Raw genomic sequence first — 26,093 nt, forward strand, 5'->3', positions numbered from 1 at the left:
ATGTGGGGGTTTATCAAAAAATAAGCATGCACAACAGGACACTCACACTAATGAAAAAGAGATACATGTAGTCAATCCATGATGTGCTAATGACATGATAATACGTTCGCTCTCTCGTTCCTGTGAAGCCTCTTGCTTCCATCGCAATGGCCAAGCGCTCTGACTTCCGAATGCCCTGCGTGAAAAGGGGCAGTGCATAACACATAAAAGCTTTCCAGCTGTTTTTTTGCTTGTAGCCTCTGATTTTATGCGCAGCCTTCATTTGCTTTAATTCACTTTGAAACAACGGGATAAACCGGAAGCCTGCAAGCATTCCATACGCCCATTTTGGTGACATTCGGCATTGATGTATCAAGCTCATCATAAAGGCCGTCAAATCAGTTGTGGATGTAAAAAGGAGACCAAATGTCACAAAGCCAAGCATTCTAAAAGAAATGGTGAGTCCATTTCTTAAACTCTCCTCTGTGACATGAAACCATGCCCATTTCCACACAGTATGATCCCCCTTACCAAAAGCCGCCATCATCCAAAACACGAGAATAAAAAAGAGCAGATAAGGAACAAGTCTTGTGATGAGATATTGGATATTCCAGCCGCCTAAGACAAGCCCGATGCCAAGGGCCAAAAGCCAGATGATGAATGTGGTTTTAGGATCAGAAATGGCCATCAGACAGCACATCGCAAGGAGATGAGCGAGTAATTTCACGACTGGATTCACAGTGGATAGAAAGGAATGATTACTTTGCAAGCGTCAGCACTTCCTTTCTTTCAACCACATAGCGGTAATGCAAAGGCACTCTCAGCTGATAACCATTGACGAGTTCCTGATTTGAAAATAAATCGAAAGGCGTCCCATCATACACATGCTCCCCTTGATGAAAAAGAAGTACCTGATCAGCGCACGCATCGACGAGCTCCATATCATGTGTGACCATGATAATAGTGGTGCCTTGCCGTTGACGCTCTTTCAGACGTCTGATTAGCTCCTTCGCCGTTTTCTCGTCCTGCCCGAAGGTCGGTTCATCTAAAAGGAGTACATCCTGATCGAAAAGAAGCATCGTGGCGACACTTAGTCTTCTTTTCTGCCCTAAACTTAAGGTGAATGGATGCGCGTTTGCATGCTTCTCTAAGCCGAACTCTACTAATAGCTGATTCGTTTTTTCTTGCACCACTGATTCTGGCCAATTTCGCTGTCTTCCACCAAATGCGATTTCATCAAACACTGTGTCCTGTATAAATTGAAGTTCAGGATTTTGAAATACAAAGCCCGCCTCTTCATATAGTGATCGGTCAGACCACTTTTTTAGATGTTTTTCTTTTAAGAAAATGTGGCCTTTTTTTAATGGCTCTAAACGTATGACATGTTTAAGAAACGTACTTTTCCCGCTTCCATTTTCACCGATGATCGCAACCCAATCGCCTGCTTTTATGTCTAGCTGCAGGTCATCTATAATCCTTTTTTTCCCGTAGCTTAGTTGAAGGTGTTCGGTTCGAAGGATTGTCTCTCCATCTATTGATGAGACTTTCTCATGCCGCTCTTTTCTTGCCTCAAAGGTTTGCATGAGTGTTTGGCTTAGTGGATGAAATGGATCTTGTACGACTGTGGACCATTTCTCGGGAAATATTTTCGGACGCCAAATTCCTGCCTCTTTCATTTCTTCCCCAAACGCTTTCATCACGTCTTTTGGAAGTCCATCTGCTATAATACGGCCTTGATGGTCTAATAAAATCACTCGATCCATCCACTCGATCACACCGTCCAACACATGCTCCACAAAAATCATCGTTTGATCCTGATCAACAGAAAGCTGCTGAAGCAGTTGAAATACCTCCATTCGTCCTGCTGGGTCAAGCTGTGCAGTCGGTTCATCAAAGAACAGGACATCTGGCTCTAGCGCTAGTAAACAAGCAAGCGCCAGCCGCTGCTTCATGCCGCCAGATAATGTATGAATATCTCTATTTGGAGCGACATCCAGCTGTACCTTTTGCATGAGATGTTGAATGATGTCATCCATTTCTTCACGAGGTACAGAGCGGTTCTCTAGGCTAAACGCAATTTCTTCATTGACTCGGTGCATACAAAACTGGGCGTCTGGGTCTTGAAACATGACACCTGTATGTCTTTGCAACATCACTTCTCCCTGTACATCAGCTTCCATATGTTCTGGAATGATTCCAGCAAGCACCGAAATGAGCGTGGATTTTCCGCTTCCGCTTGGTCCTAAAATCAGCACCTTTTCCCCCTTTTGAATAGAAAGAGATACTTGATGGAGCACGGGGTTCGGCTGTTCATAAAAACGGACAGTAAGGTTACTGCACGCGAGAAATGAATCCATGCTGTTCACCCTTATTTCGTTTTTCTTTCATAATGGCATATTGATTCAATACACCAGTTTTAGATAAGGCATCCACTACAACCTTTGCTAAGCATCCACCGAGTAGCATGCCACTGATGATTTGAGTGACAAGTGTCATGAGTAGCACTTGAGGGGTGTAATAACCAAAGCCATTGGCAATCAGGCTATATACCATCGCTCCTACTGCTGCAAAGGCACCAGACAGCATGAGTGTCCACATGCGATATCGCTGATAGCCAAAAAGCGCGAAGGCGATTTCTGCCCCAAAGCCTTGACATATACCAATCAGCAGCGCAGAAAGACCAAAGTGGCTGCCTGTCAGTAATTCTACGGCGGCGGCAGCTGTTTCTGCGATGAGTGCAGCTCCTGGCTTTTGGATAATGTAAGCAACGATTGGACTGGCAATGACCCAAATTCCGAACATGATGCTGCCCCCTGCTGGGCCAACAAGTGCTGTAATCGGTAAATAAAGAGTCGACCACCCTAAATAGATGACACCGCACGCTACAGATAAAATGACAGCAAGAACGACTTCTTTCATTTTCCACGTCATGAAGAATGCACCTCCATTTGGACTGGCCACTCTTCCACAGTAAAGGCCATTTCCCAAAATTGATACTCAAGTTGACAGCTTAAGATGAAGTGCTGTTTCATTTTCTCTTTTTCTTTCTCACTTGCTTCTTCTGCACACTGATCAAGTCGTTTGCAAAGCTCCACTGTGACAGAGTCCGTTAACCCGCCATAAAACGTGATCCACTCATAAAACGGATGGGCTGTGTCAGGCTGCACATCTGAGAGCATTCGTTTGCCTATTTCCCAATAAGTCCAAGGGCACGGGAGCAGCACTGCAATGATTTCTCCAAGTGTGCCTTCCTGAGCGACTTGCAGCATGTGATGAATATAATGGTGAGCGCTTGGCGCCAAAGAAGCACCCTGAAGCTCATCATATGCTACACCTGCTACTCGGCAAAGGTTTTGATGAGGATGCGTCTCACTATCGAGTACAAACGCCATCTGTTGGTGGAAAAAGCGAATGTCCTCTCTGTCTGTACACCGGCTGATTGCCGCCGCATAAATTTTAATAAAAGCATTTAAATATTCTGCATCTTGTTTAACGTAATGAATGATCTGCTCCTTTTCCAGCTTTCCTGCTGCAAGTCCTCTGACAAACGGATGCTGATAAATGGCTTCAAATAATAGTTCTGCTTCTTGCCTTAATTGCGTTGAAAATGTCATAAAAAAAGCCTCCTCTTCTTCAGTTGAATAAATGAAAAAGCCACCCCAAATGGAGCGGCCTTCTTATCGATTCAATCATGAATAAGACAAGGTCCAGCTCCACTTCCCTCCGCTAGTACAAACTAGATCAGGTTCAAAGGGTCCAAGATTTTCTCTTGTCTCAGTCATACATGACTCCCCTAGTGGACTTTTGTCATTTAATTATCTTTACTCTACACATGTGGCGATTTGATGTCAACCGCCTATCTTAATTCAATGTTTTGATTGTTGGTAGCTTCTCGATTCCTGCAGCATAGTAGAAATTCAGGACACTGAAGAAATCAATTGGCTTTCCTGTTTTTAAATCAACAGCCAATATATGATCACCGTAATTTGTCAGATCATCAATGTCTAAACGCCTTGGCGTTGTCTTCCCGAGTGTATCCACAAAGGTATCATGGTAGTATTGTCCGCTAGCAAACGAAGATTGATGGTACATAAACAATGTCTCCACATCTAAGTAAACGAGAATGGCCTCAGATGAGCTCGCATAAGGGGCTGAGTACGACACTGGTGTCGAAATGCTTTTCACTTTCACGCTTGAAATAGAATGGGTTCTCTGTTCATATTTTCCATCATAGGAGAAATAAAATACACGCTCCCATTGATAATCGGCCGTCTTTGATTGGTTGTTATACACTTTTGCACCGTTCGCAAAGACGTCTCCATTTTCATACTCAGCGACAAAGTATTGCAAGGTTGACGATAGGGATACAGCACCTGTGAAATTGGGTGGATTTTTCGCATTAACCTGCAACGTGTAGGCGTCTCCGAAGTCTCCTCCGCTGGTGATACCGAATGCGTAATCACCAGCCGGTAAATTGGTTAATCCAAGCAGGCTTCCTGCCGGCTGAATGAGATCCGTCGGATAGGCTTGATCTGCTTCAAAATCAACCACAAATAATTGGACGAAATAATCAGCATTTGGAGAAGTAATCCGGCTAATAAGCGCCTGAGGTGACGATGTGCTTAAAAACCATAAATCAACTGGATCTTCCTCGTTTAAAACAGACGATTGATTGATGGCTAGTTCATCAATCGAGCGAACAGCAGACGTACGCAACTTTCCATCGGCAGCGGCTTTTCGTTTAATACTCACCCCGTTTTTCTTATCTACTTTAAACGATTTTTTCACTTGCTTTTGTTGAATCGCCGTTCCTTTATCTTGCTTGACAAATGACTCTTGCACTTGCTGAATGGCTTTTTCTGTAAGCGGTGACATTTTTCCAATTGTTTTTGGTGTATCTTCCGCTTTTATGGCTGGTGAAAATAAGCCTGTTACCAATAAAATAGATAGTAAGGCAGCGGTGATTTTTACGTAAAATGCTCTCACAGGAACATCCCCTTTTCCCTTATTTGGGTTTTTTACCCTGTGATCATTTTACCATTTTTCAATACTTGTTTTGGTCTTTTTGGAAAATTTTTATAACAAAAAACCAGCCGCATGAGATGAGTCACGACTGGTTTTTAGTGATTTATGAAATGGTTTTGACAAATAAGCGTGCTGTTTCTGCACTTGATCCTGGATTTTGTCCCGTAATGATTTGTCCATCTACAACAGCAAATGGCGCAAATGCTTCGCCTTTTTCAAATGCTGCACCTTGCTCACGAAGCTTTGTTTCTAATAAAAATGGAACCTTAGATGTCAGCTGAACAGCGTCCTCTTCCTCGTTCGTGAAGCCAGTTATTTTCTTCCCCTCGATAAACGACTTTCCATCACGACCCTTCACATCAACAAAGGCAGAAACACCGTGGCAAACTGCTCCAACCGCGCCATTTTTGTCTGAAATCGCTAAGATCGCATCGGCTACCAGTTGATTGGACGCAAAGTCGATCATTGGGCCATGTCCTCCTGCAAAGAAGATCCCATCATAATCAGCTGGGTTCACATCTGTTAGTGCCTTTGTGTCTTGAAGTAATTCATACACATCTTGATATTGCGCTGGGACACCGTCGGGAATCGAATTTTTATCAATCGGTACTGTTCCGCCCCGTATAGAAACAATTTGTACGTCTAGTTCATTTTCTTTAAAAATATGAAATGGCTCGGCCAATTCTTCTAACCATAAGCCTGTTGGGTGTCCGTTCATTTCTGAGCTGCTTGTTGATACTAATAAAACTTTCTTACTCAACTTCATCATCCTTTCCATTCATCATGTGGCTATTTTATATTTTGTGCAATTAAATTTCAAGCAATCATACTTGGGTGCAACTATTTATGTTATACCCGATTTTCTAAAAAATATGGCATCACTTTCAATCTAATCATTCTGTCACATTCTATTGGCAGGGAATTTCATGTAAAATTGTTATGGAGTGATATATAATATGAGAAACGATTGACAGACCTCTTGTGCTAGAGAGACTTTTAAAGGAGTGGAAAAAGAGATGAAAACCTATTCGATTGTGATGATTATCATCACGCTCTGTATCATATTAGCCGTCTTTTTGATGAACCTAACTGGGGTCATGTACGGAAAAATCATTTTGGCTGTTGCTGTTGCACTGTGCCTCACATCCATTATTCGTTTGATGGGTCTTCGAAAAAGATAAAAGCCGCCCCGACTAGGGCGGCTTTCTTTCGAATTAAATAGCCAGCATGAGCGCAATTAATGCGAGCAAGGCTGGTAAACCTTGTTTAATTAAAATGGATTTATTAGAAGTCACACCGCCAAATATCGCTGCGATCAACACACAAAGAATGAAAAATAGCTGAATCATATATCCAACAGTATTTGATCCAAGAATGAGCCCCCAAATGAGTCCTGCAGCTAGAAAACCGTTATAAAGCCCTTGATTAGCAAACATCACTTTCACATTTGGATCCTTTTGTAAGTGTTCAGGCAGTCGGAAAGATCTTTTCGCCATGTTTGATTCCATAAAAAACATTTCTAGTAACATGATGACAATGTGTTCTAAAGCGACAATTCCTACTAAAATCATTGCTAAAATATTCAATTTAGTTAATTCCTTTCTGGCAGACGATCATGAATCTGTATTTTGTCCGTGTATAAATCAAAGTCTTGGATGAGTTCTAACGCTTCAGTAAACCGACTTTGTGGAATATCTTTCATTTTTCTTACACCAAATTCCTTTTTAATAAAAGCCATGATGGTATTGATATGAAGCTTCCCGTGGCCATCATATTCTAAATGGCTGCAAAAAGTCTGCATTGTCCCTCGAATCACCCTTAATTGCTTGTCAGTGACACAACTCATTGGTAACGCTCATCCTTTCCTGTTTTTTAACAGCTAAAAAGAACTACGCATGAAAGAAAAACCTTCCAGTCTCTATTATATAATGATTTCATTCGGATATCAAAATAAAAAAGAACAGACATTCGATCAAAGAGCGATCTTGGGGTAAAATTCTCGACTTCACATAGGAAAAAGCCGGATTCAGTGATAGAAACCGGCTTTTTGTTTAGTTACTTTTAGAAATTAATACCTTTCCAACAGAACGATCCTTACTTTGTCCGACGACTTTAAAGGATAGACCATATGTTGGTACATCACGTCCTGCATCTGGATTATCTGGATTCACATAGTTCTTTTTGTCACTAAATGTACGGGTCGGTCGAATATAGCGATCTTCTAAAGTTAAGCCTGTTGTCGCTGTATAATCAATATTCAACTTCGTACTTGGATTCAAAGAGAATGCTGCATCATGTACTTGGAAACCTGTTGTTGCGATAGTGCCGTCACTCCATTTCAACACTTGTTGATCCGCATCTACGACACCAAGGAAGCCGTTACCTGGATGTTTTCCAACCCAGTTATCACTATACGATTGATCAACATACCACACGACCAAACCGTTATTATAGCTCATCAGACTCGCTCCACGTTTGATATGCTTCAAGCCTTTATCGACTTCAGCATAAGAGCGCCATTCTAGTAAATAGTACTGCCCTGCAAATTGTTTTCCATTAGATTGAGAGAATCCATTGAAGGTGAACGTGGGCGTTCCCTCCGCATCATCTGACCACACTTCCGATCCATCAGCTGTTATCTTTAGATCATCTACAAATAAACCTGGCAGTGAATAGCCTGCATCAGTTGTATAGCGGAATTGCAGATCGATCTTCTTCCCTGCATAAGCCGACAGATCAAAGGATGCGTCTACCCAGCCGTCTGATGTTCCGTCGATGCCATTGCCTTCATTAGCCCCTTCTTCATTTCGATCATTCGTGATATTACCAGCAATGGTTGTCCACTTATCTGTCCCAGTTTCACGAACTTCTACATACGCATAATCAAAATCCTCTTCGATATCGTACCATGCTTTAAAAGTAAGCTCTGCTTTGCTTCCCTTCGACAAATCAATCCCTGTTGTCGTCATGGTTGCGTTCAAATTGTCACCTGTTCCGCTAAAGTATGCGTATTTCCCTTGGGCAGGCTGCGTAACGACAATCTCTTTATCTGGTAAATCGACCCGAACCGCATCATAATTGGTTCCTTTTGTGGCTGCTTCATCGATTAATACTGTTTTACTTTTCTTTAAAGTTGTACCATCAATGGTTTTTCCAGAAAGCCAGTTGCCGCCATGCAGATTTTGAAGCATTTCTTTCGCATATGGACTAAAGCCTGTTGGTTCCGTACCAGGTATTCTACCTGCCCAGCTCCCGCTTGACATGATAGACCAATAAGAAACGGGCTCTCCTCTGCCTGTGTATTGTGTATCGTACTCATCAGGAAGACCAAGATCATGTCCAAATTCATGTGTGAAAACGCCCGCTGCGCCATCTTCAGGCTCAATGGTATAATCTAGAGCGCCTAACTTTCCACCTTGACCCACTTCAGATTCAGTGTTTGGAATCTCAAATACATCACCAAGTGACCAGCGGTGCGACCAAATAGCATCAGAGCCAAGCTGTCCGCCGCCTGCTTCTTCACCTATGCCAGCGTGAACGACCATGAGATGGTCAATAATGCCGTCCGGCTCATGATAAACACCGTCCTCATCAATATCATAACGATCCCATTGATCATATTCACCAAGGTCAATATTTGGGTCTTTTGCCGCTTCTTCTAATGCTTCTTGCACCAATTCACGCGGTCTGACATCACTGCCTTCTTCGTCAGGTCCGTTCCCACCATAATAAGCAGCATCATGCTTAGCCGTATACCATCCAGCAACTGTTCCACTAATGGTATAGCTACCACCAGACTGATTTTCATAATATTGCTTCATGGATACTTTGCGTTTACCATCTGGACCGATGTAGCCATTTTCTCCGAAAATCATATCTTGATAGTGCTGCTGATCGTACTTATCATAGTACATATCAGTCTCTTCTTTTTTAATACTATTATGCTTATAATCTTTAAAATCTATTAATAAAACCAATACTTTATCATTGCGAACTTCACCTTTATACTTTTCCTTTTTAACCGGTTTCACTTCATTTTCTACTTGTCCTTGATGCTTCTTTAATTTTTTCTTTTTGGCTAGTTTGTTATGTACTTTTTGTTTGTATTCTTTCAGGAATTCAGGTTCTTCTGTTAAGGTGCTTGCGCTTTGTTTCATCGCCGCTTCTTCTTTTTTCTTGAGATATTTCTTTAATGCTTTTTGGGATTCTGCTTCATTGGCATTCTTTTTGATTTTCCCTTGCTTTTTCAAGGCTTTGATGAGACGGTCTTCATTCACAACACTTGCGTCAAATGGAATACCTGAATAATGACCGCCATCTGAGGATGTTGACTTTTCCGAGGTGTGGGCAGATAGAGGGGTGCTGAAAGCTGTCAATGTGCCTAAACTGAGGACAGCCGTTAGTGCTATGCTCGTCCATTTTCTTTTTTTCATATTATTTCCTCCCTAATTTGGTAATAAATAATATCTTATTCTAGCATATTCCAATATACTTAAGCCGAAAAACATTTTGTTTTCAGAAACTTTGTGGAAAATGCACAATACGGGAGTGAAATAGATATCGAAAATAAACGAACCCTAGGCAATAAACGCCTAGGGTGTTTGTTGTTTTTCTATGAAAGCTGCTCTCCTTGAAATGCTACAACATCAAGCGGAGCCGCTAAAAATTCTTTTGCCTTTGCTACGAAAGCTTGGAAATGTGCACTGGCATTATGACTCTGAACCGCTGTTTCATCTTTCCACACTTCTACCATTAGAAAGACATTTTCCTTTTCAGTATCCTTGAACAGCTTGTAGGATATATTGCCTTCTTCTGCCTGTGAAGCTTTCATTAACCCATTGATCTCTTCTAGAAATACGTTTTCCTTTTCTGGATGAATGGTCATCCCTGCATGAATAATGATCATGTGATCGTCTCCCTTTTTCAAAAATTATTTCCACTCCGCTATACGATCGATCGGTAAGCGGTAAGATGCATAACCTTCGTCAGCCGCTTTCCCAATGGATAGAAGCATGACTGGTACATAGCGTTCTTTATCCCAGCCAAACGTTTCAGCGATGACCTCTTTGTCATATCCGCCAATTGGGTTTGTATCATAGCCATGAGCACGAGCAACAAGCATGAGCTGCATAGACACAAGTCCACCGTCAATTAAGATCGTTTCACGATTCACTTGCTCTGGAAGAGCGTCAAAATGTGCAGTTAATGCAGCAATTTGTCTTTCTTTTACTTCTTGCGGCATGTAGCCATTTTCTACTGCTTTTGAATAAATTTCTTCTAAGTATTCATTGTTTTTCATATCTGCGAACACTGCGATGACAGCTGATGATGTTGCCACTTGTGTTTGGTTGAATTTTGCGAGTGGTGCAAGCTTTTCTTTTCCTTCTGGGCTGTCAATGACCATGAAGCGCCAAGGCTGTGCATTCACTGATGATGGTGCTGTAGTTGCCTCTTCTAAAATCTCTGTCATTTCTTCTTTGCTAATTTTCACAGATGGATCATAGTTACGAATCGAGCGGCGTCCTTTCATAATGTCCATAAAATCGTTTGTTTTTAATGTTGTAGCCATGTGTAACACTCCTTTAGGTTGTTTGAATCTTTTCGATGTTTTGTTGTATACGGATGAGCACATCAGTGAGAAGCTTTCGTTCTTCATCACTTACGTTTTCAAGCATTTCTGAGATAAATCGTTCTTTTTCTTTTTTAGAAGCTTCGATTCTTGTTCTGCCTTCATCTGTGAGACGAACAAGTGTGACTCGATTATCTTCTGGCTTTCTTCTGCGCGTGACCATTCCTTTTGTTTCTAACTGCTTTAAGTGACGCGTCACAGCCGCACTATCAATATTTACTTTTTTCTGCAAATCTGATTGGCTGATTTCGTCGGCCTTGAATAACAGTGATAGCAATTCCAGTCTTGATTGGCTGATGCCCGTGCATGCTTCGAACTTCACACCCATCATACGGCTCACGCACTGCAAACGATATAATACCTCTGCTTCTTCAGAGCAAAATGCAGTCAATGCCATCCCCTCTTTTCTATTCAGATCAATTAGTTGATATATCAATCATTGACTCGTCAACTAATATACACCCATTGTTTCATGATTGCAAGAGGTTTGTTTCATAAGGTAACTCAACTCTACCAAAATAAATAAAAAGGATAGTATTAAATTTCACTCAAAAAATATTGACTTAATTACTATAAAATGTAATTATTTCAAAAGTAAGTAAAAATTTAATAAAGGATGATAATTTTGAAAAAGAATTTTCTTAAGTTTTTAACAGTTATTATGATTTGTTTCATTATGATTACGCCAATAGTAGCTCAAGCAGCCACTAAAGATTTCAAATTTGATATGACCCACCAATTATATATTGGTAAATACAAGTCAACTAAAAATTCTGTAACCGGAAAGATAAACATGACAAGTTGGGGCGGAGATACCTATTTCACCATTCATGTATATGAACAGAATTGGTGGAGTAATGAGTTAGTTACTCGTCTAGGATTTGAAAAATCTAGTAAAGGTTCTCTAAGTTACTGATAATCTTAGATTCAAGGAGAGTCTCATATGTTAAATCCTTCTCTACCCTATTTCATTATATGCGGTACTAGTTTAGTGATCTTCATATATAAATTAATGCGCGGTACTACAAGTAAAATCTTATTTCTATACTATATATTATTTTCTTTATATATTGCTAGTCTTGTTTCACTAACTTTTTTCCCATTTCCTTATCAAAAGAAGTTAATAGAACTCATGATAGAAGACAATTTAGGTACTATTCATAATTTAATACCTTTTAAAACAACCATTGTCACACTTGAATTAGGCCTGACATCATTTATAAAACAAATCATTGGAAACGTTATTCTATTCATACCACTTGGATTTATTCTGCCTATTCTTTTCTCATTTTATCAATTACGAAAGGTTACTTATATAGGTTTCCTAGTGAGCCTGAGTATTGAATTGATACAATTTGTTTTAGATTTGATTGTAGGCTACAATTATAGAAGTTTTGATGTTGATGACATCATAACAAATACTTTAGGTACTTTAATTGGAGTCATAATTTATAAGTATTCAAAGAATTTATTAGATAAGTACAACTTAGCACTACGTTAATATTTTTAGTAAAAAAGGACAAAAGCGACGAATCACTTTTGTCCTTTTTCTTTATTCAGTAATAACCGTATGAATCAAAGTCGGTGCATCGGCATGGTCAGCAATGCGGATGTTGTCATAAATTTTCTCGATCACATTCGCCACATCTTCACGATTTGCATGCAGCGTCACGAGAGATTCGCCTTTTTCTACACGATCGCCTACTTTTTTGTTCAGCATGATGCCGACAGATAGATCAATATCGTCTTCTTTTGTTGCACGTCCCGCTCCAAGAATCATCGCTGCGACACCAATTTCGTCTGCGACGATTTCAGCAACCACACCTGATTCTTTTGCAGGTACTTCGATTTGGTAAGGTGCTTGCGGCAGTTTTTCAGGCTGATCCACAATGGAGCTGTCTCCACCTTGGTTTTCTAAGAATTCTTTGAATTTCTCTAGTGCTTTGCCGTTTTTCATCACTTCAATCAGCTTTTCTCTTGCTTCATCAAGTGTGCTTGCTTTTTTCGCAAGAACGACCATCTGACTTCCTAATGTGAGCACAAGTTCATTTAAATCTTCAGGACCTTCACCACGCAGTGTGTCGATGGCTTCTTTCACTTCTAAAGCATTTCCAATCGCTAAGCCAAGCGGCTGAGACATATCAGAGATAACAGCCATTGTTTGTCTGCCAACATTGTTCCCGATGCGAACCATTGCTTTTGCGAGCTTTTCAGAGTCTTCAGGTGTTTTCATGAAAGCACCTGCACCTGTTTTCACATCTAATACAATGGCATCTGCACCAGCAGCGATTTTCTTACTCATAATAGAGCTTGCGATCAGCGGGATGGAGTTAACAGTTCCTGTCACATCACGAAGAGCATATAGCTTTTTATCCGCAGGTGTCAGGTTGCCTGATTGTCCAATAACCGCAACTTTATGACGGTTCACCAGCTCGATGAACTCGTCTTTTGATATTTCAACGTGGAAGCCTTTGACCGCCTCAAGCTTATCCACTGTTCCACCTGTATGTCCAAGGCCGCGTCCAGACATTTTCGCAACAGGTACATCAAGTGCTGCAACAAGAGGAGCCAGTACAAGCGTTGTTGTATCGCCTACACCGCCTGTTGAATGCTTGTCTACTTTAATGCCGTCGATAGCAGACAAGTCAATTGTGTCCCCTGAGTTTGCCATAGCGAGTGTTAAATCTGCACGTTCTTGATCCGTCATATCTTGGAAGAAAATCGCCATCGCCAAAGCACTTGCTTGGTAGTCAGGAATTGTTCCGTCCGTATATCCTTTGACAAAGAAAGAAATTTCCTCTGAAGATAATTCTTTTCCGTCACGTTTTTTCGCAATGATATCTACCATTCTCATTGTTTTCACCATTCCTTTTTTAAATTAGTAAATCAAACCGACAACGACTGCTGTTAAGAAGCTGACGAGTGTTGCACCGAATAACAGCTTTAATCCAAAGCGTGCGACAACGTTTCCTTGTTTTTCGTTTAAGCCTTTGACTGCTCCAGCAATGATACCGATAGACGAGAAGTTGGCAAATGACACAAGGAATACAGAAATGATTGCTTCTGTACGAGCAGTGAAATGGAGACCGTCCCCAGAAAGAGCCAGCATTGCTACAAATTCGTTAGACACCATTTTCGTCGCCATAATACTTCCTGCTTGTACCGCTTCGCTCCAAGGTACACCGACAAGGAAAGCAAATGGTGCAAACACATATCCAAGTATATCTTGGAAAGATATGCCAATCGTTGCTGTGAAAATACCATTAATCATCGCAATTAATGCAACGAATCCAATCAACATCGCAGCAACAACAATGGCTACTTTGAAACCATCCATAATATATTCGCCAAGCATTTCGAAGAAGGATTGCCTTTCTTCTTCTACAACTTCGAGCATATCTTCGTCCTTAGACACTTCATATGGATTGATGATAGACGCAATAATAAATCCACCAAATAAGTTCAGCACAAGTGCTGTGACAACGTACTCTGGTTTAATCATTTGCATGTACGCACCGACAATAGACATTGATACAGTCGACATCGCAGATGCACACAATGTATAAAGACGCTGTTGAGGTAATAATCCGAGCTGTTTCTTAATGGAAATGAACACTTCTGATTGACCTAAAATCGCTGACGCTACGGCGTTGTAAGATTCTAGTTTCCCCATTCCATTGACTTTACTAAGCAAATATCCAATTCCTCGTACGATCAGCGGAAGGATACGCCAGTGCTGCAGAATACCAATCAATGCAGAAATAAAGACGATCGGCAGCAAGACATTGATGAAGAAAGTTGATGCATTATCATTCATTAATCCGCCAAATACGAAGTTGATCCCTTCACCGGCATAGCCTAGAAGCATTTGGAACCCTTTTGCAAAGCCTCCAACTAGGAAGTTTCCAACACCTGTATTGAGCAGAATATAACCTAAAATAAATTGCAGTACAATCATGACAATGACTGGACGGAATTTCACTCGCTTTTTCCCGTTACTTGCCAGCCATGCAATGGCGAGAATCACTAGCAAACCGAAGATACCAATGACGTATTTCATGTTTTTCCTCCTTGAATGAATTCGTTTACATTAATGCGCTTGTATGATGCAAACCCTATTTCGCAAACAAAGCGCGGAAGAAATTACCATAAATGAAATTCTTCCGCATATGACTTTTTCATCATTTACTGAGTCATGAATGTTATCCTACCATAGGATCGTATGAATTAATAGTCTTTCGAAGGAGCTGATTGATCACCTTTAATAATGGAAACGCCTGCACTGGCACCAATGCGGGTAGCGCCTGCAGCTGTCATCGCTTCAACGTCTTCTTTTGTTCTCACACCGCCTGATGCTTTGACACCGATGTCAGGTCCTACTGTTTTACGCATTAATGCGATGTCCTCAGCTGTTGCACCGCCTGTACTAAAACCAGTTGATGTTTTCACAAAGTCAGCGCCAGCTTTTACTGAAAGCTCACATGCACGTACTTTTTCTTCATCTGTCAGTAAACATGTTTCAATAATGACTTTCACAAGCGCCTTGCCTTTTGCAGCTTCTACAACGGCACGAATATCTTGTTCAACGACATCATTGTCGCCATCTTTTAATGCGGCAATGTTGATGACCATGTCCACTTCTGTTGCACCGTTTTCAATCGCATCCTTTGTTTCGAATGCTTTGACCGCCGTTGTGCTTGCGCCTAACGGGAAACCAATGACTGTACACACATCAACGCCTGTTCCTGCCAGCTCTTTTGCTGCAAGAGACACCCATGTTGGATTGACACAAACGGAGGCAAACTGATAGGTCTTGGCTTCTTCAATTAACTGCATGATCGCAGCTTTAGATGTATCTGGTTTTAGTGCTGTATGATCAATGAGCTTTGCTATCGTCATGCTTCACACTTCCTTTTAATTATGATACTTTCATCTTAAATCACCATTGAACAATTGTAAACATAGTTATGAAATTTTGTTCAACTATTTTGTGACATTTAAAAGAGCCCTTGCTGTGTGCTGGTCAATAATTAATACGTTCGCATATTTTCCTCTAAGCGCCCCATGGATGGAGGCAACCTTTCGATGTCCGCCAGCGACAAGAATGGAGCGTTCTTTTGTTCTTAAATCATCAAGCTCCACGCCGATTGTTCGATTGTTAATGGCTTCACTGCAAATGCGTCCTTCTTGATCATAAAAACGAGAACAAATATCTCCCACGCTGGATGCCTTGAGCAGTGCCTTTTCTTCTTCACGGAAATAACCGAGCCTAAACAAAAGTGCCTCATCTCTTACCGTCCCCACAGTAAACACAGCGATATTCGCCTGTCTGCCCATTTCAATGATGCGCTGAATATGTCTATCCTGTTCGACCATCTCTTTGACGGTTGCACTATCAAACACAACAGGCAGCGGTAAATAGCGTGGGGCTGTTTGAAAAGCCTCAGCAAACAGCTGGATTGTTTCCGCAGAATATGTATTCACATGTGAGTGGCTGATCCCGCCTTTTAGCTGGACCACCTCTACACCCTTTACTTGTTTAGGTTGCATCTTTTGTGCAATTTGATACATCGTGGTTCCCCAGCTCACCCCAACGATATCGCCGTCTTTTACCTTGTCTTGCAGGTAATCAGCACCAAACCGGCTCAAGTAATCGGTGATGGTTGGATAGTCGTCCTTTGGCGAAAATACCACATGGGCCTCAAGCAGATCATATTTTTCTTTCAGCAAAGAGGACAACTCATTTAAATCCTCAAACGGGTCCATCACCGAAATTTGGACGTACCCTTTTTCCTTCGCATATTGAAGCAGCCGAGACACAGTTGGTCGCGACAGGTCAAGCTGTTTGGCGATTTCCTGCTGACTGTAATCAGATAAGTAATAGAGCCTTGCTGCTTCAATACTTAATTGCTGTTTCTCCCGATCCATTCGTACGCCTCCTTTTTTCTTCTATCATAACAAATTGTTCATCTCATCATGCACAAATGTTCATTTAAAGAAAATGGTATAGGCTGCGTGAAAGGTCTCATTCTTCTCTAAAGTTTGAATGCCGAATTTCTCCTTATACTGCCCATTCGTCCCTTCCATATCAGCGATCCCATACCAAGGCTCAATACAAACAAAAGGTGCCATCGTTCCCTTTTCTTGATCATATGGAGACCAAATACCAACGAACGGAAAGCCACTGAGATCGACCTCAACCCCGTGACCCGCCTGTGAAGTCAATGATACTCGATTGATATGGCTAAAGATCATCGCATCGTTCTGAAAAAGCTCTGGGCGAAGCTGAATCGGCTCAAGTTGAACACCTTTTTTCTTCTCTCTTACAAGTGAATCCTGAAGTTCATATTGGACTGGATCATGTTCGGTAGAAGGTGTCAATGTGAGTGAATAATCCGCAGGCTTCTCCCCTTCAACAAGCGGGACATGAAATGCCGGATGCCCGCCAATAGAGAAATACATCGTGTCATCACCGTCGTGAACAATTTCCCAGGAAATCGTCAGACCATTTTCCGACAGCTCATAACGAATACGTGCTGTAAATTCATACGGATATTGTGCAGTGTGGCGGCCATTTGATTGATATTGAAAAACCACATCATCTTTTGCTTCTTTCAATAGATCGAAATCAACATCACGCAAAAATCCATGCTGAGAGAGTTCATATGTTTGGTCTCCTATCTTATATTGATCATCCTTCAACCGTCCGACAATCGGAAATAAGACGGGCGACACCCTGCCCCAATAAGCAGGATCACCAGACCACATATAGTGACGTCCGCTTTCTTTATGAAGCACCGCTCTCACCTCGGCGCCTCGCTCATTGATTTGGACCAATAACAGATCATTTTCAATCGTTCTCATTCAACACATCCCCTTTCCTTCTTCTTTTATTATGACAGGGATTTTCGGTTTGAGTATAAAAGAGTTCGTTACAACGAAAAAAGCTTCTCCGTTAACAGGAGAAGCCTCAGATTGTTGACAAAGAATGCGAGGGTTTGTCTACAATCTGAGACTAGCAGGGTCGCTAGTCTTCTTTTTGTCATGTCAACACGCTCGCTCTCATCGCTAACGCCCGCTCTTCTTGCGTTTTTTGATCCACCAAAGCGAAGACGCCATTCGAATACGCTAGTGAAAATAATTCTTCCATATGAAAGACGCCTGCTTGAAATCGTCTGTTCAATAAGTGCAGAGCTGCGGCACAGGCAACCTGAGCCGTTGCTTGAGACTCATCATGCCCCTCGATTCCAATCGCTGCATGCTGCCTCCCATCCTTCCCTGTCACATCCACTTTGACCGCATATTGTTCTGTTCCCATTTGAGAGGATTGAATCAATGAAATGACTCGATCCTTCATCTTCGTTGAGGTGAGAAATGACGTCATTCCAAGGGTTCTTGTCAATGCCAGTGCACGCGTTGCCACGCGGGAATCAAAACAAAGTCTTGTCGTTACAGAAGGCACTTGGAGTGTGAAAGGCAATGTCTGTTGATCAGAAAAAGGGAATCGGTAAGCATACCGCTTTCCAAGCCTGCCACCAAAGTCTATTTGTTTCCCTCCAGTAAAGCTTTTGACTCTCTTTTGCTGATGATTCTCCGTCAACTCATAATCCGTATGCACATGATCAATTGTCCATTCAATGGCGGCTTTTCCATGCTGATCACCAATCCCAAGCATGATGCTAATATCGATTTGCTCCACGGATGTCAGCTTAGATACCGCCTTTGCTGCAAGTAAATTTGTTAGGCCAGGCGCAAGCCCTACACTGAGCAAAGCCGTTGCGTTCATGTGCTGGTGATCCAGCTTTGCCACCTGCTCAATATACGCGCCCTTTGCCGAAATATCGAGATAATCAACACCTGATCGCAAACATGCTTCAGCAAATGACGTGTCTTCTTGATCAAGGCACATGATCACGAGTTTCGTTTCATCCATCCAGTCCGTATTTAAAGGGTGTTTGACATCTATTTGAAAGGGACGTACACGCCCCTTTGTTAGACGTGAAAATTGGTCAGCCTTCTCATAGCTCCTGCCTGCCGCAAAGACTTGACCAGGATACTGTTCACTTAATTGAAGACATATTTGCTGTCCAACATGTCCATAGCCGCCTATCACCATAATCTTTGACTTCATCTCTCATCCGCCTTTCTACGGCCTCGCTTGCAGACAAGCCCTTTGATCATCCCCGCTTGAAAATAAGGTCTGATGTCTTGAAATCCTGCTTCGGTTAATTGTCCTGTCATCTCTTCTTCAGACACGGGATGTGTTGTTACGCCCAGCCTTTTTTGAAAGGACGTAAACACGTCTTTTCCCAAGCCTTGACGTTTCATGAATAGAGAAAGCATATGAAGCTCCTGCCGAAATGCAGGCGATTCCGGGTCTCCTTGAATAAACGCCATCATGAGCGGTGCACCTGGCTCAAGCCGGCGGGCGATCTCCTTTAAAAAGGTCATCTGATCTTTTACAAAATGAATGACAAGCAAACTCACCGCTGCATCGTACAACTTTTCAACCGGCACATTGTCTAAGGCAATCTCATACCAAGTGACGCGGCCCTGCATATGAAGCTGTGCCACTCTGCGCTTGGCCATATCAAGCATAGCCTGAGATGGATCAACCCCTGTGAGATACCAGTCTTTATTTCTTTGAAGCATGTTGATGATCTCTTCGCCCCCACCTGCTCCGACTGTCAAAATGCGAGATGCCGCCCCCATTAATTCGATTTCTACTCTATCCACTGTCAGCTCATGCAAAAGATGATAGCCCGGTACTTTATGCGCAATTGTTGCTGCATAAGATTCAGCAACAGGATCATGCCAATGTTGATTTACACTCATATGTCTTCTCCTCCAGTTTCCGCTTTGCTTCGTTTCCTTTACACTAACGGTATGTTATCTTCATTGTAAGAAGATAGATGAGAAAAAACGATCCCTAAAAGTGGGGATATTGAGGAGGAGATCAAATGACCAATCCAGCCCTTCATTTTCAGCAGCTGAGAAAAAACATTCGAGACGAACTTGCCGATATCTGTGATTTTGATGCTGCCTGTATCACAACCATTGATCCAGCGACCCTCCTCTCGACGGGTTCTTTCACAGATGAACCGATTGAATCCATACATAACCAGCTGTTTCAAAATGAATTTTTAAAAAAGGATGTGCACCAGCATGAGGATCTGGCTAAAGGTCCTGTACACACTGCGAGTCTCGTCCAAAGCGGAGAATATCTCAATAGCGGTCGATACCAGCACATTTTGTTACCTAACGGATGGGCAGATGAATTGCGGGTGGCTCTTGTGATCCAAGGTGAATGCTGGGGAATCGCAAGCCTTTATCGGAAAAAGGGAAAGGAACCTTTTCATGAACAAGACATACAAGCGGTTAGCCGCCAATTACCAGCACTTGCAGCCAATCTGAGGGATGAGCTTTTCAAAAAAAGAGAAACGGAAGCAGATGAAACGGAGGAACATCAAGGCTTCCTCATTCTTTCACACGATTACCATCTTCTTTATGGAAACGAAGCTGGACTTCATTGGCTTCACACCTTCCAAACCTTTGAACAAATTCACGACGATGCCGTCATGCCCCGTCCGTTCAGAGCATTAGGCGCTAAGCTTTTATATGGTGGCGGTGACCAAACAGCGGTCAGCATATCCAGAATGCCGACAGGACTTTTTCTCTCTCTTCAGGCCTTTCGATTAACGCAGGCAACAGAGCAAGAAGAAGCAGTTATGATTCATATTAAACGAGCGCAAACAAGTGACATTCTTCCTTACGCAGCGAAAACATATCGCCTGACAGAAAGAGAAATGAACGTCCTTGACTGCTTAATAAAAGGGCAATCCACGAAGGAAATTGCCAGTACGTTATTTATCTCGCCCCATACTGTGCATGATCATGTAAAGGCGATGCTGCAAAAAACGAATTTGAGCAGCAGACGTATGCTCGTTTACTTTTTCTCACACATTTAAAAAAGCGGCTACCTCATTGGTAGACCGCTCTTTCTTTATTTTCCGATGACTCGCTCATGCAGAATATGTGCTACTCCAGCTTCATTATTGGATTTTGTCACAACATCCGCAACTGCTTTGACATCATCAATGGCATTTCCCATGGCAACGCCACAGCCTGCAAACTCAAGCATCGACACGTCGTTCCCATTGTCACCAATCGCCATCACTTCTTCACGAGAAATCCCCAGTTCATGAGCTAAAAGCTTCACAGCATTCCCTTTGCTCACATCAGGATGAAGGATTTCTAGGAAGAAATCTGTACTTTTCACCATCATATATTTATCCTTCACTTCAGACGGGATAGCTTGTATCGTCTTTTCCAAACGTTCCGGCTGATCAATATACATCATCTTCGGAAGCCTCATTGATGGCTCTGCCTCTTCAACAGGTAAATACTTAAGCGGCAATTTCGTTAAGTACGATTCAAGCACCGTGTATTCACTAATATCACGATTCGGTGTGTACAAATGAGCTGAATCGAAATAATGCATAGGTGTATCGAGCTGACGGCTCAGTTCATATAAAGAAGTCAAATCATCATAGGATAAAGTTAATTCTGACACCACTTCATTTGTATGGCTGTTTTGTACAAGCGCTCCATTGTATGCAATCACATAATCTCCCTCTTGATCGAGCTGAAGCTCTTTTAAGTAGCGGTTCACCCCACCAATCGGCCGGCCTGTACATAAAACAATTTTCACGCCTGCTGCCTTTGCCTGTTGAATAGCTTCAAACACTTCATCCGGCACCATATGCTGATCATTTAATAACGTACCATCCATATCAATTGCGACTAATTTATACATTTACTGCTCCCCTTTTCTCAGCAAAACGTGCTGTCACTATTTAAGCGATCATTTCTATGATCACATGATGTTCCATCATACTATTTACCTATTTTAGCCTATCGTTTTTTTCTCAAGCTGTCTACTTGTTCATATCTGTAACAAAACATCACTTTCTCCTCATCTATTATAACGTATTCTATGAAATCTGCTGTGAATAGATCTGCTCTCTTTAACTGAATTGAAAAGAACAAATGTTCATCGGAGAATATTTTGAAACTAGCAAATCTAATTGTATGATGGATAGCAAAGAAAGGAGGTGAAGGTAATGATGACATTTACAAGAGGAAAATTGTCAAAAATGTCTGGTGTGCATATTGAAACCATTCGTTTTTATGAAAATGAGGGTGTGCTCCCTGAGCCTAAGAGAGCTCGTAACGGCTATCGTTTATATGATAAAAAATATGTACTGATGCTATCATTTATCACTGAAGCGAGAAAGCTAGATTTCTCACTTAAAGAAATTCGTGAAATTATCACGTTACTATTCGAGAAACAGTCCAAAACCGAAGCTGAACAGCTGCTCGAACAAAAAATAGAAGATATTCAAAACTCCATTCAAGAGTTAAAAAAGAGGAAAGCAGCCATTCAATTGTTAACAAAACAAACATTAGCCAACATCAGCTAATTGGAAGGGCTGCCAAAGTTGTGCCGGTATTCTTGACCGGCACCCCTCTGCCCCCAGTTGCCAATGCACGTTCTATGAAAACATCAGGTATACTAGAGACAGCTTTACTTGACATCAAACGTTTGGAAGGGGTTTTGAGTAGAATGAGAATTGCAACCATAGGGACAGGTGTGATTGTAGAAGGCTTTCTGCAAGCAATTGAACAGCTCGAAGGCGCTTCTTGCCACGCTGTCTATTCAAGAAAGGAAGCAACGGCAAAGAAACTCGCAGATCAATTTGGGGTGCAAACGACTTATACAGATTTAACCGCTATGTTAGAGGACCCACACATCGAAGCGGTGTATATCGCATCACCGAATCGTTTACATAGCGAGCATGCCGAAGCTGCATTGAAGCACGGAAAACATGTGATTTGCGAAAAGCCTTTTACCTCTACTGTGAAAGAGCTAGAAGCCTTAATCGCTCTCGCAAAGGAAAAGCAGCTCCTCTTATTTGAAGCGATTACGACCGTTCATATGCCCAACTATCATTTAATCAAAAAGCACCTTCATCAATTAGGCAGAATCAAACTGGTTCAATGCAACTATAGTCAATATTCAAGTAAATATAATCAGCTGCTAGCCGGCGAAACACCGAATGTCTTTAACCCAGAATTTTCAGGCGGCGCTCTCATGGATATTAACATCTACAATGTCCATTTCATCATGAATCTCTTTGGACCACCGGAGCAGATTCGCTATCAGGCGAACCGTCATCCAAACGGTATCGACACATCTGGTGTTTTGACCTTCACTTACAATGATTTCATTGCGACAAGTGTCGGCAGTAAGGATACAAGCAGCATGAACTTCGCATTGATTCAAGGAGAAAAAGGATTCATGCATGTGAAAAATGGGGCAAATGGATGTGAGGAAGTGCTGTTGCATATGGATGGCCAAGTGATCTCACTGAATGCACAAACGAATGCAAACCGCCTGTTTTATGAAGCAGAAGCGTTCCAGCACATCATTGAAACAGAAAATCACAAGCAGTGTTATGCATGGCTTGAAGAAAGTCTTTCTGTCATGAAAGTTCTTGAAGCCGCAAGAAAAGACGCCGGCATTGTGTTCCCAGCAGACCATGCTTAAGCAAAAAACCGCCTTCTGATAAAAAAAGGCGATTTTTACATTATATACTCTTTGAATACGCCACAAGACGTTGAGACATATGATTCACTTCATCAACTGAAGCGTTCACTTGCTCGGTTAAAGCAGCCTGTGTTTGTGTAAGAGCTGTCATATTCGAGATATTTTCAAGGATTTGATCAATCTGTGTTTTCATTTCAGTTAAACTAGATTCGATATTTTCCGTGGCATTGGCACTATGGAGCGCCAGTTTGCGTACTTCATCTGCAACGACGGAGAATTCGCGTCCCTGCTCACCAGCTCTAGCTGCTTCGATGGAGGCATTCAAACCAAGCAAATTCGTTTGGTTTGCCACTTCTTTGATCAAGTCTGAAATGTTCTTCGTCTCATCTGCACTGTTTTTCGCAAGATTTGCGGCAGACGTTGACTGCTCTTGAGCGACAGCAAGCTCCTGCGCTTGGTTTGTCACAGAGCTGATGCCCGAAACCATCTCACTAATAGAGCTTGAAAGCTGCTCTACTTGGGAAGCCATTTCATTGGCTGTTTTCTCTTTATTTTTTTCTAGCGTGATGTCACGAATGGTGCCTGCTACACGAAGAGGTACACCTTTTTCATCACGAATGGTTTCACCGCCTGCATGAAACCAGCGGTACTCTCCATCTTTACGCTGTAATCTGTAATCAGTGTCAAATGGTGTGCGGCCAGAATGATCCAATAAGTGCGTAGAGAATGCATTCAAGGTGTCTTCGTACTCATCTGGATGAATTCGAGATGCCCAGCTGTCTAGGACATTCGGAAAATCGTTTTCATTTTGAAAGCCAAGCATTCTGCGGAAATCATCCGTCCATGTGAATTCATTTTTCGGATTCACAGGATCACCTGCTACAACCGTCATATCCCATAAGCCTACTTTAATGGCTTTTGTCACTAAATTCATGCGCATCTGAATATCTTCATACGCTTCTTGCATCTTTTGCAAAGCTTCATTTATTTGAACCACTGCTTCTATTGTTTGACTAGAAGAAAATGCAGCAGTATCTATTCTTGCTGAAAAATCTCCCTTATTCGTTCTACTAATTGACTGCTTTCTCTTAGAAGGGTCCCCGACGATGAAACACTTGCTTTTCTCATAAACATCTTCCATAACTCCTTTTAATCTTTATTTATCGAAATATTTTACATTTATAAATCATTCTTTTTTAGGACTTTAGCATCACAAACGATATATCGACAACAACAGACAATTGTTTATGTCATCCATAAGGCAAATCTTCTTTTTTTTCGTAACGTTCAATAAATGATTTTTATTTTTGGAGATAGGGCGCAATATATGGATAAAAATAGGTTTTTTGATAAAATCAACCGGCTGTTCTGTCTGAAAAATCTCTTTTTTTATATTGACACTGACGTCTCGAAAAAAGAAAATGGAACATAAGCATTTTAAAAAAGGAGAACGTCATGAGCGCGAGTCAGGAACAACATGAATTAAAAAAGCTTTTATCGCCGCGTCACATTCGCATGATTGCAATGGGCGGTGTCATTGGTACAGGAATCTTTAAAGGAAGCGCCGATACAATCGGCTTAGCAGGTCCTGGGGTGATCTTTTCCTATGTATTTGCTGGATTGCTTCTTCTCATTGTCATGGCAGCTTTAGCTGAAATGGCGATCGTCTATCCGGGAAATAACCTTCGCGACCTCGTACAAATTGCGCTTGGTCAACGTTTTTCATTCGTTGTCGGATGGGTGTACTGTTTTATGTGGCTCACTGTATGTGTCATTGAAATCATTGCAGCGGGCAGTTTACTTCAATATTGGATGCCGAATGTCCCTTTGTGGTCCCTATGTTTACTTTGCTCACTCTTAGTGATCGGGATTAACTTAAATAATGTAAAATACTTCGGTGAAATTGAGTTTTGGTTTGCTGGAATGAAGATTTTTGTTATTATTGTCTTTATTTTTCTTGGTGCAGCACTATTATTTGGGGTTATTCCAAACGAACAAAGCACACCTGTCCTCACCAATTATCAAAACTTCGTCCCGAACGGATGGGGCGCTGTCTTCGCCTCATTATTAGTAGTTATTTTCTCTTATGGGGGCTCTGAATTGATCGGGCTGACCATTACAGAAACAAAGGATGCGGAGAAGGTATTACCTGGTGTTGTCAAAAGTATGATGTGGCGTATTATTTTATTTTACACATTGCCGATTTTAATTATTTGCGGACTGATTCCTTGGAATCAAATCGATCCTAATAACAGTCCTTTTGTTCAAGTCTTTTCAGCAGCTGGCATGCAAGGCGCCTCTCACTTCATTAATTTCGTATTGATTACAGCCGTTCTATCTGCTGCCAATTCTGGAATTTACGGAACAACACGAATGATTCATTCTCTTTCTAAATCAGACGGCGGTCCGAAAAAGCTGGCACAGGTCAATCAAAGAGGTGTACCTATTTTAAGTTTATGGGTGACTGTTCTGTTTCTCTTAATCGGAACATTCTTTGCTTACTTGTATCCAGACCAAATTTTCAGCTATATGCTGGCTATTCCTGGTTTTGCTGTTTCTCTTATTTGGATCAGCATCTGCCTGGCACATTTGAAACTGCGTCCAACATATTCACAGGAACCGTATTTCAAAGTTTGGCTGTTCCCGTATTTGACGTTATTTGCTGGTCTTGTGCTCAGTGTCAGTTTTGTAATGTTCCTATTCAGACATGAGAACTTACCTAGTTCCATTATCAGCATCGGTTTCTTAGTAGCTGCCATCATTGCTTCATTCTTAATGAAAAAGAAGGCTTAACCACCAAAACCCGCCTCAATGGGCGGGTTTCAGATTGTTGACAAAGGGCTAAAATGA

Annotated in this window: 27 protein-coding genes, 1 pseudogene and 1 riboswitch; of the genes and pseudogenes, 7 read left to right on the top strand and 21 right to left on the bottom strand. The window is 41.7% G+C overall.

Going from position 1 to position 26,093, the window contains the following annotated elements:
* Nucleotides 1-13: 13 nt before the first annotated feature.
* The 6 genes from BA1_RS03040 to BA1_RS03065 form a co-directional block, all read right to left on the bottom strand.
* On the bottom strand, nt 14-748 hold the full coding sequence (locus BA1_RS03040) for an energy-coupling factor transporter transmembrane component T family protein (protein WP_008355607.1): 735 nt from the start codon (nt 746-748) through the stop codon (nt 14-16).
* Nucleotides 738-2,336, bottom strand: a complete 1,599-nt coding sequence (locus tag BA1_RS03045; protein ID WP_008355609.1) for an ABC transporter ATP-binding protein — start codon at nt 2,334-2,336, stop codon at nt 738-740. The genes BA1_RS03040 and BA1_RS03045 overlap by 11 nt, the downstream gene beginning before the upstream one ends.
* Nucleotides 2,311-2,910: an ECF transporter S component gene (locus tag BA1_RS03050; protein WP_008355611.1), complete on the bottom strand. Its 600-nt coding sequence runs from the start codon at nt 2,908-2,910 to the stop codon at nt 2,311-2,313. The genes BA1_RS03045 and BA1_RS03050 overlap by 26 nt, the downstream gene beginning before the upstream one ends.
* The gene (tenA, locus tag BA1_RS03055) at nt 2,907-3,593 is read right to left on the bottom strand and encodes a thiaminase II (protein ID WP_008355615.1); all 687 of its coding nucleotides are present in this window, start codon (nt 3,591-3,593) and stop codon (nt 2,907-2,909) included. Before tenA ends, BA1_RS03050 begins: the two co-directional genes overlap by 4 nt.
* Nucleotides 3,594-3,680: 87 nt before the next feature.
* A riboswitch (TPP riboswitch) is annotated at nt 3,681-3,784 on the bottom strand.
* 56 nt (nt 3,785-3,840) lie between these two features.
* Nucleotides 3,841-4,965 (bottom strand): hypothetical protein, encoded by a 1,125-nt coding sequence (locus tag BA1_RS03060; protein WP_008355618.1) that lies wholly within the window; start codon nt 4,963-4,965, stop codon nt 3,841-3,843.
* 142 nt (nt 4,966-5,107) lie between these two features.
* A complete protein-coding gene (locus BA1_RS03065) occupies nt 5,108-5,764 on the bottom strand; it encodes a type 1 glutamine amidotransferase domain-containing protein (protein WP_008355619.1) in 657 nt (218 codons plus the stop codon).
* Nucleotides 5,765-6,020: 256 nt separating this feature from the next.
* On the opposite strand from BA1_RS03065, the gene BA1_RS19245 reads away from it, so the two are divergent.
* Nucleotides 6,021-6,185 (top strand): hypothetical protein, encoded by a 165-nt coding sequence (locus tag BA1_RS19245; RefSeq protein ID WP_003214630.1) that lies wholly within the window; start codon nt 6,021-6,023, stop codon nt 6,183-6,185.
* Nucleotides 6,186-6,218: 33 nt separating this feature from the next.
* On the opposite strand, the gene BA1_RS03070 is transcribed toward BA1_RS19245, so the two are convergent.
* The 6 genes from BA1_RS03070 to BA1_RS03095 all read right to left on the bottom strand — a co-directional run bounded on the left by BA1_RS03070 (nt 6,219) and on the right by BA1_RS03095 (nt 11,030).
* Nucleotides 6,219-6,590 carry a DUF1304 domain-containing protein gene (locus tag BA1_RS03070; protein WP_008355621.1) on the bottom strand — a complete coding sequence of 124 codons (372 nt, stop codon included), beginning with the start codon at nt 6,588-6,590 and terminating at the stop codon, nt 6,219-6,221.
* A gap of 5 nt (nt 6,591-6,595) precedes the next feature.
* Complete coding sequence (locus tag BA1_RS03075) at nt 6,596-6,850, bottom strand: ORF6C domain-containing protein (RefSeq protein ID WP_008355623.1); 255 nt, start codon at nt 6,848-6,850, stop codon at nt 6,596-6,598.
* Nucleotides 6,851-7,055: 205 nt separating this feature from the next.
* Nucleotides 7,056-9,437 (bottom strand): immune inhibitor A domain-containing protein, encoded by a 2,382-nt coding sequence (locus BA1_RS03080; protein WP_008355626.1) that lies wholly within the window; start codon nt 9,435-9,437, stop codon nt 7,056-7,058.
* Between the two features lie 179 nt (nt 9,438-9,616).
* Nucleotides 9,617-9,910 carry a putative quinol monooxygenase gene (locus tag BA1_RS03085; protein ID WP_008355629.1) on the bottom strand — a complete coding sequence of 98 codons (294 nt, stop codon included), beginning with the start codon at nt 9,908-9,910 and terminating at the stop codon, nt 9,617-9,619.
* Between the two features lie 24 nt (nt 9,911-9,934).
* On the bottom strand, nt 9,935-10,573 hold the full coding sequence (locus BA1_RS03090; RefSeq protein ID WP_008355631.1) for a nitroreductase family protein: 639 nt from the start codon (nt 10,571-10,573) through the stop codon (nt 9,935-9,937).
* A 13-nt stretch (nt 10,574-10,586) separates the two neighbouring features.
* Nucleotides 10,587-11,030 (bottom strand): MarR family winged helix-turn-helix transcriptional regulator, encoded by a 444-nt coding sequence (locus BA1_RS03095; RefSeq protein WP_051009096.1) that lies wholly within the window; start codon nt 11,028-11,030, stop codon nt 10,587-10,589.
* Nucleotides 11,031-11,258: 228 nt separating this feature from the next.
* Between BA1_RS03095 and BA1_RS03100 the strand changes: the two genes are divergently transcribed.
* Together BA1_RS03100 and BA1_RS18345 are read left to right on the top strand one after the other, a co-directional pair.
* The gene (locus BA1_RS03100) at nt 11,259-11,549 is read left to right on the top strand and encodes a hypothetical protein (protein WP_008355635.1); all 291 of its coding nucleotides are present in this window, start codon (nt 11,259-11,261) and stop codon (nt 11,547-11,549) included.
* 27 nt (nt 11,550-11,576) lie between these two features.
* Entirely contained in the window at nt 11,577-12,134 is a 558-nt protein-coding gene (locus tag BA1_RS18345) for a VanZ family protein (protein ID WP_008355636.1), read from the top strand.
* Nucleotides 12,135-12,185: 51 nt separating this feature from the next.
* Here the strand turns inward: BA1_RS18345 and BA1_RS03110 are convergent, their stop codons facing one another.
* The 7 genes from BA1_RS03110 to BA1_RS03140 form a co-directional block, all read right to left on the bottom strand.
* Nucleotides 12,186-13,487, bottom strand: coding sequence for a pyrimidine-nucleoside phosphorylase (locus BA1_RS03110; protein WP_008355638.1), 1,302 nt, complete (start codon nt 13,485-13,487; stop codon nt 12,186-12,188).
* Nucleotides 13,488-13,511: 24 nt separating this feature from the next.
* Nucleotides 13,512-14,693 carry a NupC/NupG family nucleoside CNT transporter gene (locus BA1_RS03115; RefSeq protein ID WP_008355640.1) on the bottom strand — a complete coding sequence of 394 codons (1,182 nt, stop codon included), beginning with the start codon at nt 14,691-14,693 and terminating at the stop codon, nt 13,512-13,514.
* A gap of 167 nt (nt 14,694-14,860) precedes the next feature.
* Nucleotides 14,861-15,532, bottom strand: coding sequence for a deoxyribose-phosphate aldolase (gene deoC / locus BA1_RS03120; protein ID WP_008355642.1), 672 nt, complete (start codon nt 15,530-15,532; stop codon nt 14,861-14,863).
* Nucleotides 15,533-15,616: 84 nt separating this feature from the next.
* Nucleotides 15,617-16,561, bottom strand: coding sequence for a sugar-binding transcriptional regulator (locus tag BA1_RS03125; RefSeq protein ID WP_008355643.1), 945 nt, complete (start codon nt 16,559-16,561; stop codon nt 15,617-15,619).
* Nucleotides 16,562-16,621: 60 nt separating this feature from the next.
* Nucleotides 16,622-17,497 (bottom strand): aldose 1-epimerase family protein, encoded by an 876-nt coding sequence (locus BA1_RS03130; protein ID WP_008355645.1) that lies wholly within the window; start codon nt 17,495-17,497, stop codon nt 16,622-16,624.
* Nucleotides 17,498-17,675: 178 nt separating this feature from the next.
* Nucleotides 17,676-18,764, bottom strand: coding sequence for a saccharopine dehydrogenase family protein (locus BA1_RS03135; protein WP_008355646.1), 1,089 nt, complete (start codon nt 18,762-18,764; stop codon nt 17,676-17,678).
* Nucleotides 18,761-19,468: a class I SAM-dependent methyltransferase gene (locus BA1_RS03140; RefSeq protein ID WP_008355649.1), complete on the bottom strand. Its 708-nt coding sequence runs from the start codon at nt 19,466-19,468 to the stop codon at nt 18,761-18,763. The genes BA1_RS03135 and BA1_RS03140 overlap by 4 nt, the downstream gene beginning before the upstream one ends.
* Before the next feature lie 125 nt (nt 19,469-19,593).
* Between BA1_RS03140 and BA1_RS03145 the strand changes: the two genes are divergently transcribed.
* Nucleotides 19,594-20,601, top strand: coding sequence for a helix-turn-helix transcriptional regulator (locus tag BA1_RS03145; protein ID WP_008355651.1), 1,008 nt, complete (start codon nt 19,594-19,596; stop codon nt 20,599-20,601).
* A 35-nt stretch (nt 20,602-20,636) separates the two neighbouring features.
* On the opposite strand, the gene yidA is transcribed toward BA1_RS03145, so the two are convergent.
* Complete coding sequence (gene yidA / locus BA1_RS03150) at nt 20,637-21,449, bottom strand: sugar-phosphatase (protein WP_008355652.1); 813 nt, start codon at nt 21,447-21,449, stop codon at nt 20,637-20,639.
* Between the two features lie 307 nt (nt 21,450-21,756).
* On the opposite strand from yidA, the gene BA1_RS03155 reads away from it, so the two are divergent.
* Together BA1_RS03155 and BA1_RS03160 are read left to right on the top strand one after the other, a co-directional pair.
* Nucleotides 21,757-22,116, top strand: a complete 360-nt coding sequence (locus BA1_RS03155; RefSeq protein ID WP_008355654.1) for a MerR family transcriptional regulator — start codon at nt 21,757-21,759, stop codon at nt 22,114-22,116.
* 143 nt (nt 22,117-22,259) lie between these two features.
* Complete coding sequence (locus tag BA1_RS03160) at nt 22,260-23,243, top strand: Gfo/Idh/MocA family protein (RefSeq protein ID WP_008355656.1); 984 nt, start codon at nt 22,260-22,262, stop codon at nt 23,241-23,243.
* Nucleotides 23,244-23,283: 40 nt separating this feature from the next.
* Here BA1_RS03160 and BA1_RS03165 read toward each other — a convergent pair.
* Nucleotides 23,284-24,180 (bottom strand): annotated as a pseudogene (locus BA1_RS03165) (methyl-accepting chemotaxis protein); the annotation flags it as partial.
* 518 nt (nt 24,181-24,698) lie between these two features.
* On the opposite strand from BA1_RS03165, the gene BA1_RS03170 reads away from it, so the two are divergent.
* A complete protein-coding gene (locus BA1_RS03170; RefSeq protein WP_008355661.1) occupies nt 24,699-26,036 on the top strand; it encodes an amino acid permease in 1,338 nt (445 codons plus the stop codon).
* Nucleotides 26,037-26,093: the final 57 nt, after the last annotated feature.

Origin of the sequence: Bacillus xiamenensis (genome assembly GCF_000300535.1) — a bacterium.
GTDB classification, from domain to species: Bacteria; Bacillota; Bacilli; order Bacillales; family Bacillaceae; genus Bacillus; species Bacillus xiamenensis.

What these genes read in the sequence shown, in the direction of transcription:
- BA1_RS03090 (WP_008355631.1), bottom strand. Translation starts at nt 10,573, where the DNA reads ATGGCTACAACATTAAAAACAAACGATTTTATGGACATTATGAAAGGA.
- BA1_RS03080 (WP_008355626.1), bottom strand. Translation starts at nt 9,437, where the DNA reads ATGAAAAAAAGAAAATGGACGAGCATAGCACTAACGGCTGTCCTCAGT.
- BA1_RS03155 (WP_008355654.1), top strand. Translation starts at nt 21,757, where the DNA reads ATGATGACATTTACAAGAGGAAAATTGTCAAAAATGTCTGGTGTGCAT.
- BA1_RS03145 (WP_008355651.1), top strand. Translation starts at nt 19,594, where the DNA reads ATGACCAATCCAGCCCTTCATTTTCAGCAGCTGAGAAAAAACATTCGA.
- BA1_RS18345 (WP_008355636.1), top strand. Translation starts at nt 11,577, where the DNA reads ATGTTAAATCCTTCTCTACCCTATTTCATTATATGCGGTACTAGTTTA.
- BA1_RS03075 (WP_008355623.1), bottom strand. Translation starts at nt 6,850, where the DNA reads ATGAGTTGTGTCACTGACAAGCAATTAAGGGTGATTCGAGGGACAATG.
- BA1_RS03130 (WP_008355645.1), bottom strand. Translation starts at nt 17,497, where the DNA reads ATGAGAACGATTGAAAATGATCTGTTATTGGTCCAAATCAATGAGCGA.
- tenA (WP_008355615.1), bottom strand. Translation starts at nt 3,593, where the DNA reads ATGACATTTTCAACGCAATTAAGGCAAGAAGCAGAACTATTATTTGAA.
- BA1_RS03050 (WP_008355611.1), bottom strand. Translation starts at nt 2,910, where the DNA reads ATGACGTGGAAAATGAAAGAAGTCGTTCTTGCTGTCATTTTATCTGTA.
- BA1_RS03095 (WP_051009096.1), bottom strand. Translation starts at nt 11,030, where the DNA reads ATGGCATTGACTGCATTTTGCTCTGAAGAAGCAGAGGTATTATATCGT.
- BA1_RS03140 (WP_008355649.1), bottom strand. Translation starts at nt 19,468, where the DNA reads ATGAGTGTAAATCAACATTGGCATGATCCTGTTGCTGAATCTTATGCA.
- BA1_RS03045 (WP_008355609.1), bottom strand. Translation starts at nt 2,336, where the DNA reads ATGGATTCATTTCTCGCGTGCAGTAACCTTACTGTCCGTTTTTATGAA.
- BA1_RS03170 (WP_008355661.1), top strand. Translation starts at nt 24,699, where the DNA reads ATGAGCGCGAGTCAGGAACAACATGAATTAAAAAAGCTTTTATCGCCG.
- BA1_RS03110 (WP_008355638.1), bottom strand. Translation starts at nt 13,487, where the DNA reads ATGAGAATGGTAGATATCATTGCGAAAAAACGTGACGGAAAAGAATTA.
- BA1_RS03115 (WP_008355640.1), bottom strand. Translation starts at nt 14,693, where the DNA reads ATGAAATACGTCATTGGTATCTTCGGTTTGCTAGTGATTCTCGCCATT.
- BA1_RS03125 (WP_008355643.1), bottom strand. Translation starts at nt 16,561, where the DNA reads ATGGATCGGGAGAAACAGCAATTAAGTATTGAAGCAGCAAGGCTCTAT.
- yidA (WP_008355652.1), bottom strand. Translation starts at nt 21,449, where the DNA reads ATGTATAAATTAGTCGCAATTGATATGGATGGTACGTTATTAAATGAT.
- BA1_RS19245 (WP_003214630.1), top strand. Translation starts at nt 6,021, where the DNA reads ATGAAAACCTATTCGATTGTGATGATTATCATCACGCTCTGTATCATA.
- deoC (WP_008355642.1), bottom strand. Translation starts at nt 15,532, where the DNA reads ATGACGATAGCAAAGCTCATTGATCATACAGCACTAAAACCAGATACA.
- BA1_RS03135 (WP_008355646.1), bottom strand. Translation starts at nt 18,764, where the DNA reads ATGAAGTCAAAGATTATGGTGATAGGCGGCTATGGACATGTTGGACAG.
- BA1_RS03160 (WP_008355656.1), top strand. Translation starts at nt 22,260, where the DNA reads ATGAGAATTGCAACCATAGGGACAGGTGTGATTGTAGAAGGCTTTCTG.
- BA1_RS03085 (WP_008355629.1), bottom strand. Translation starts at nt 9,910, where the DNA reads ATGATCATTATTCATGCAGGGATGACCATTCATCCAGAAAAGGAAAAC.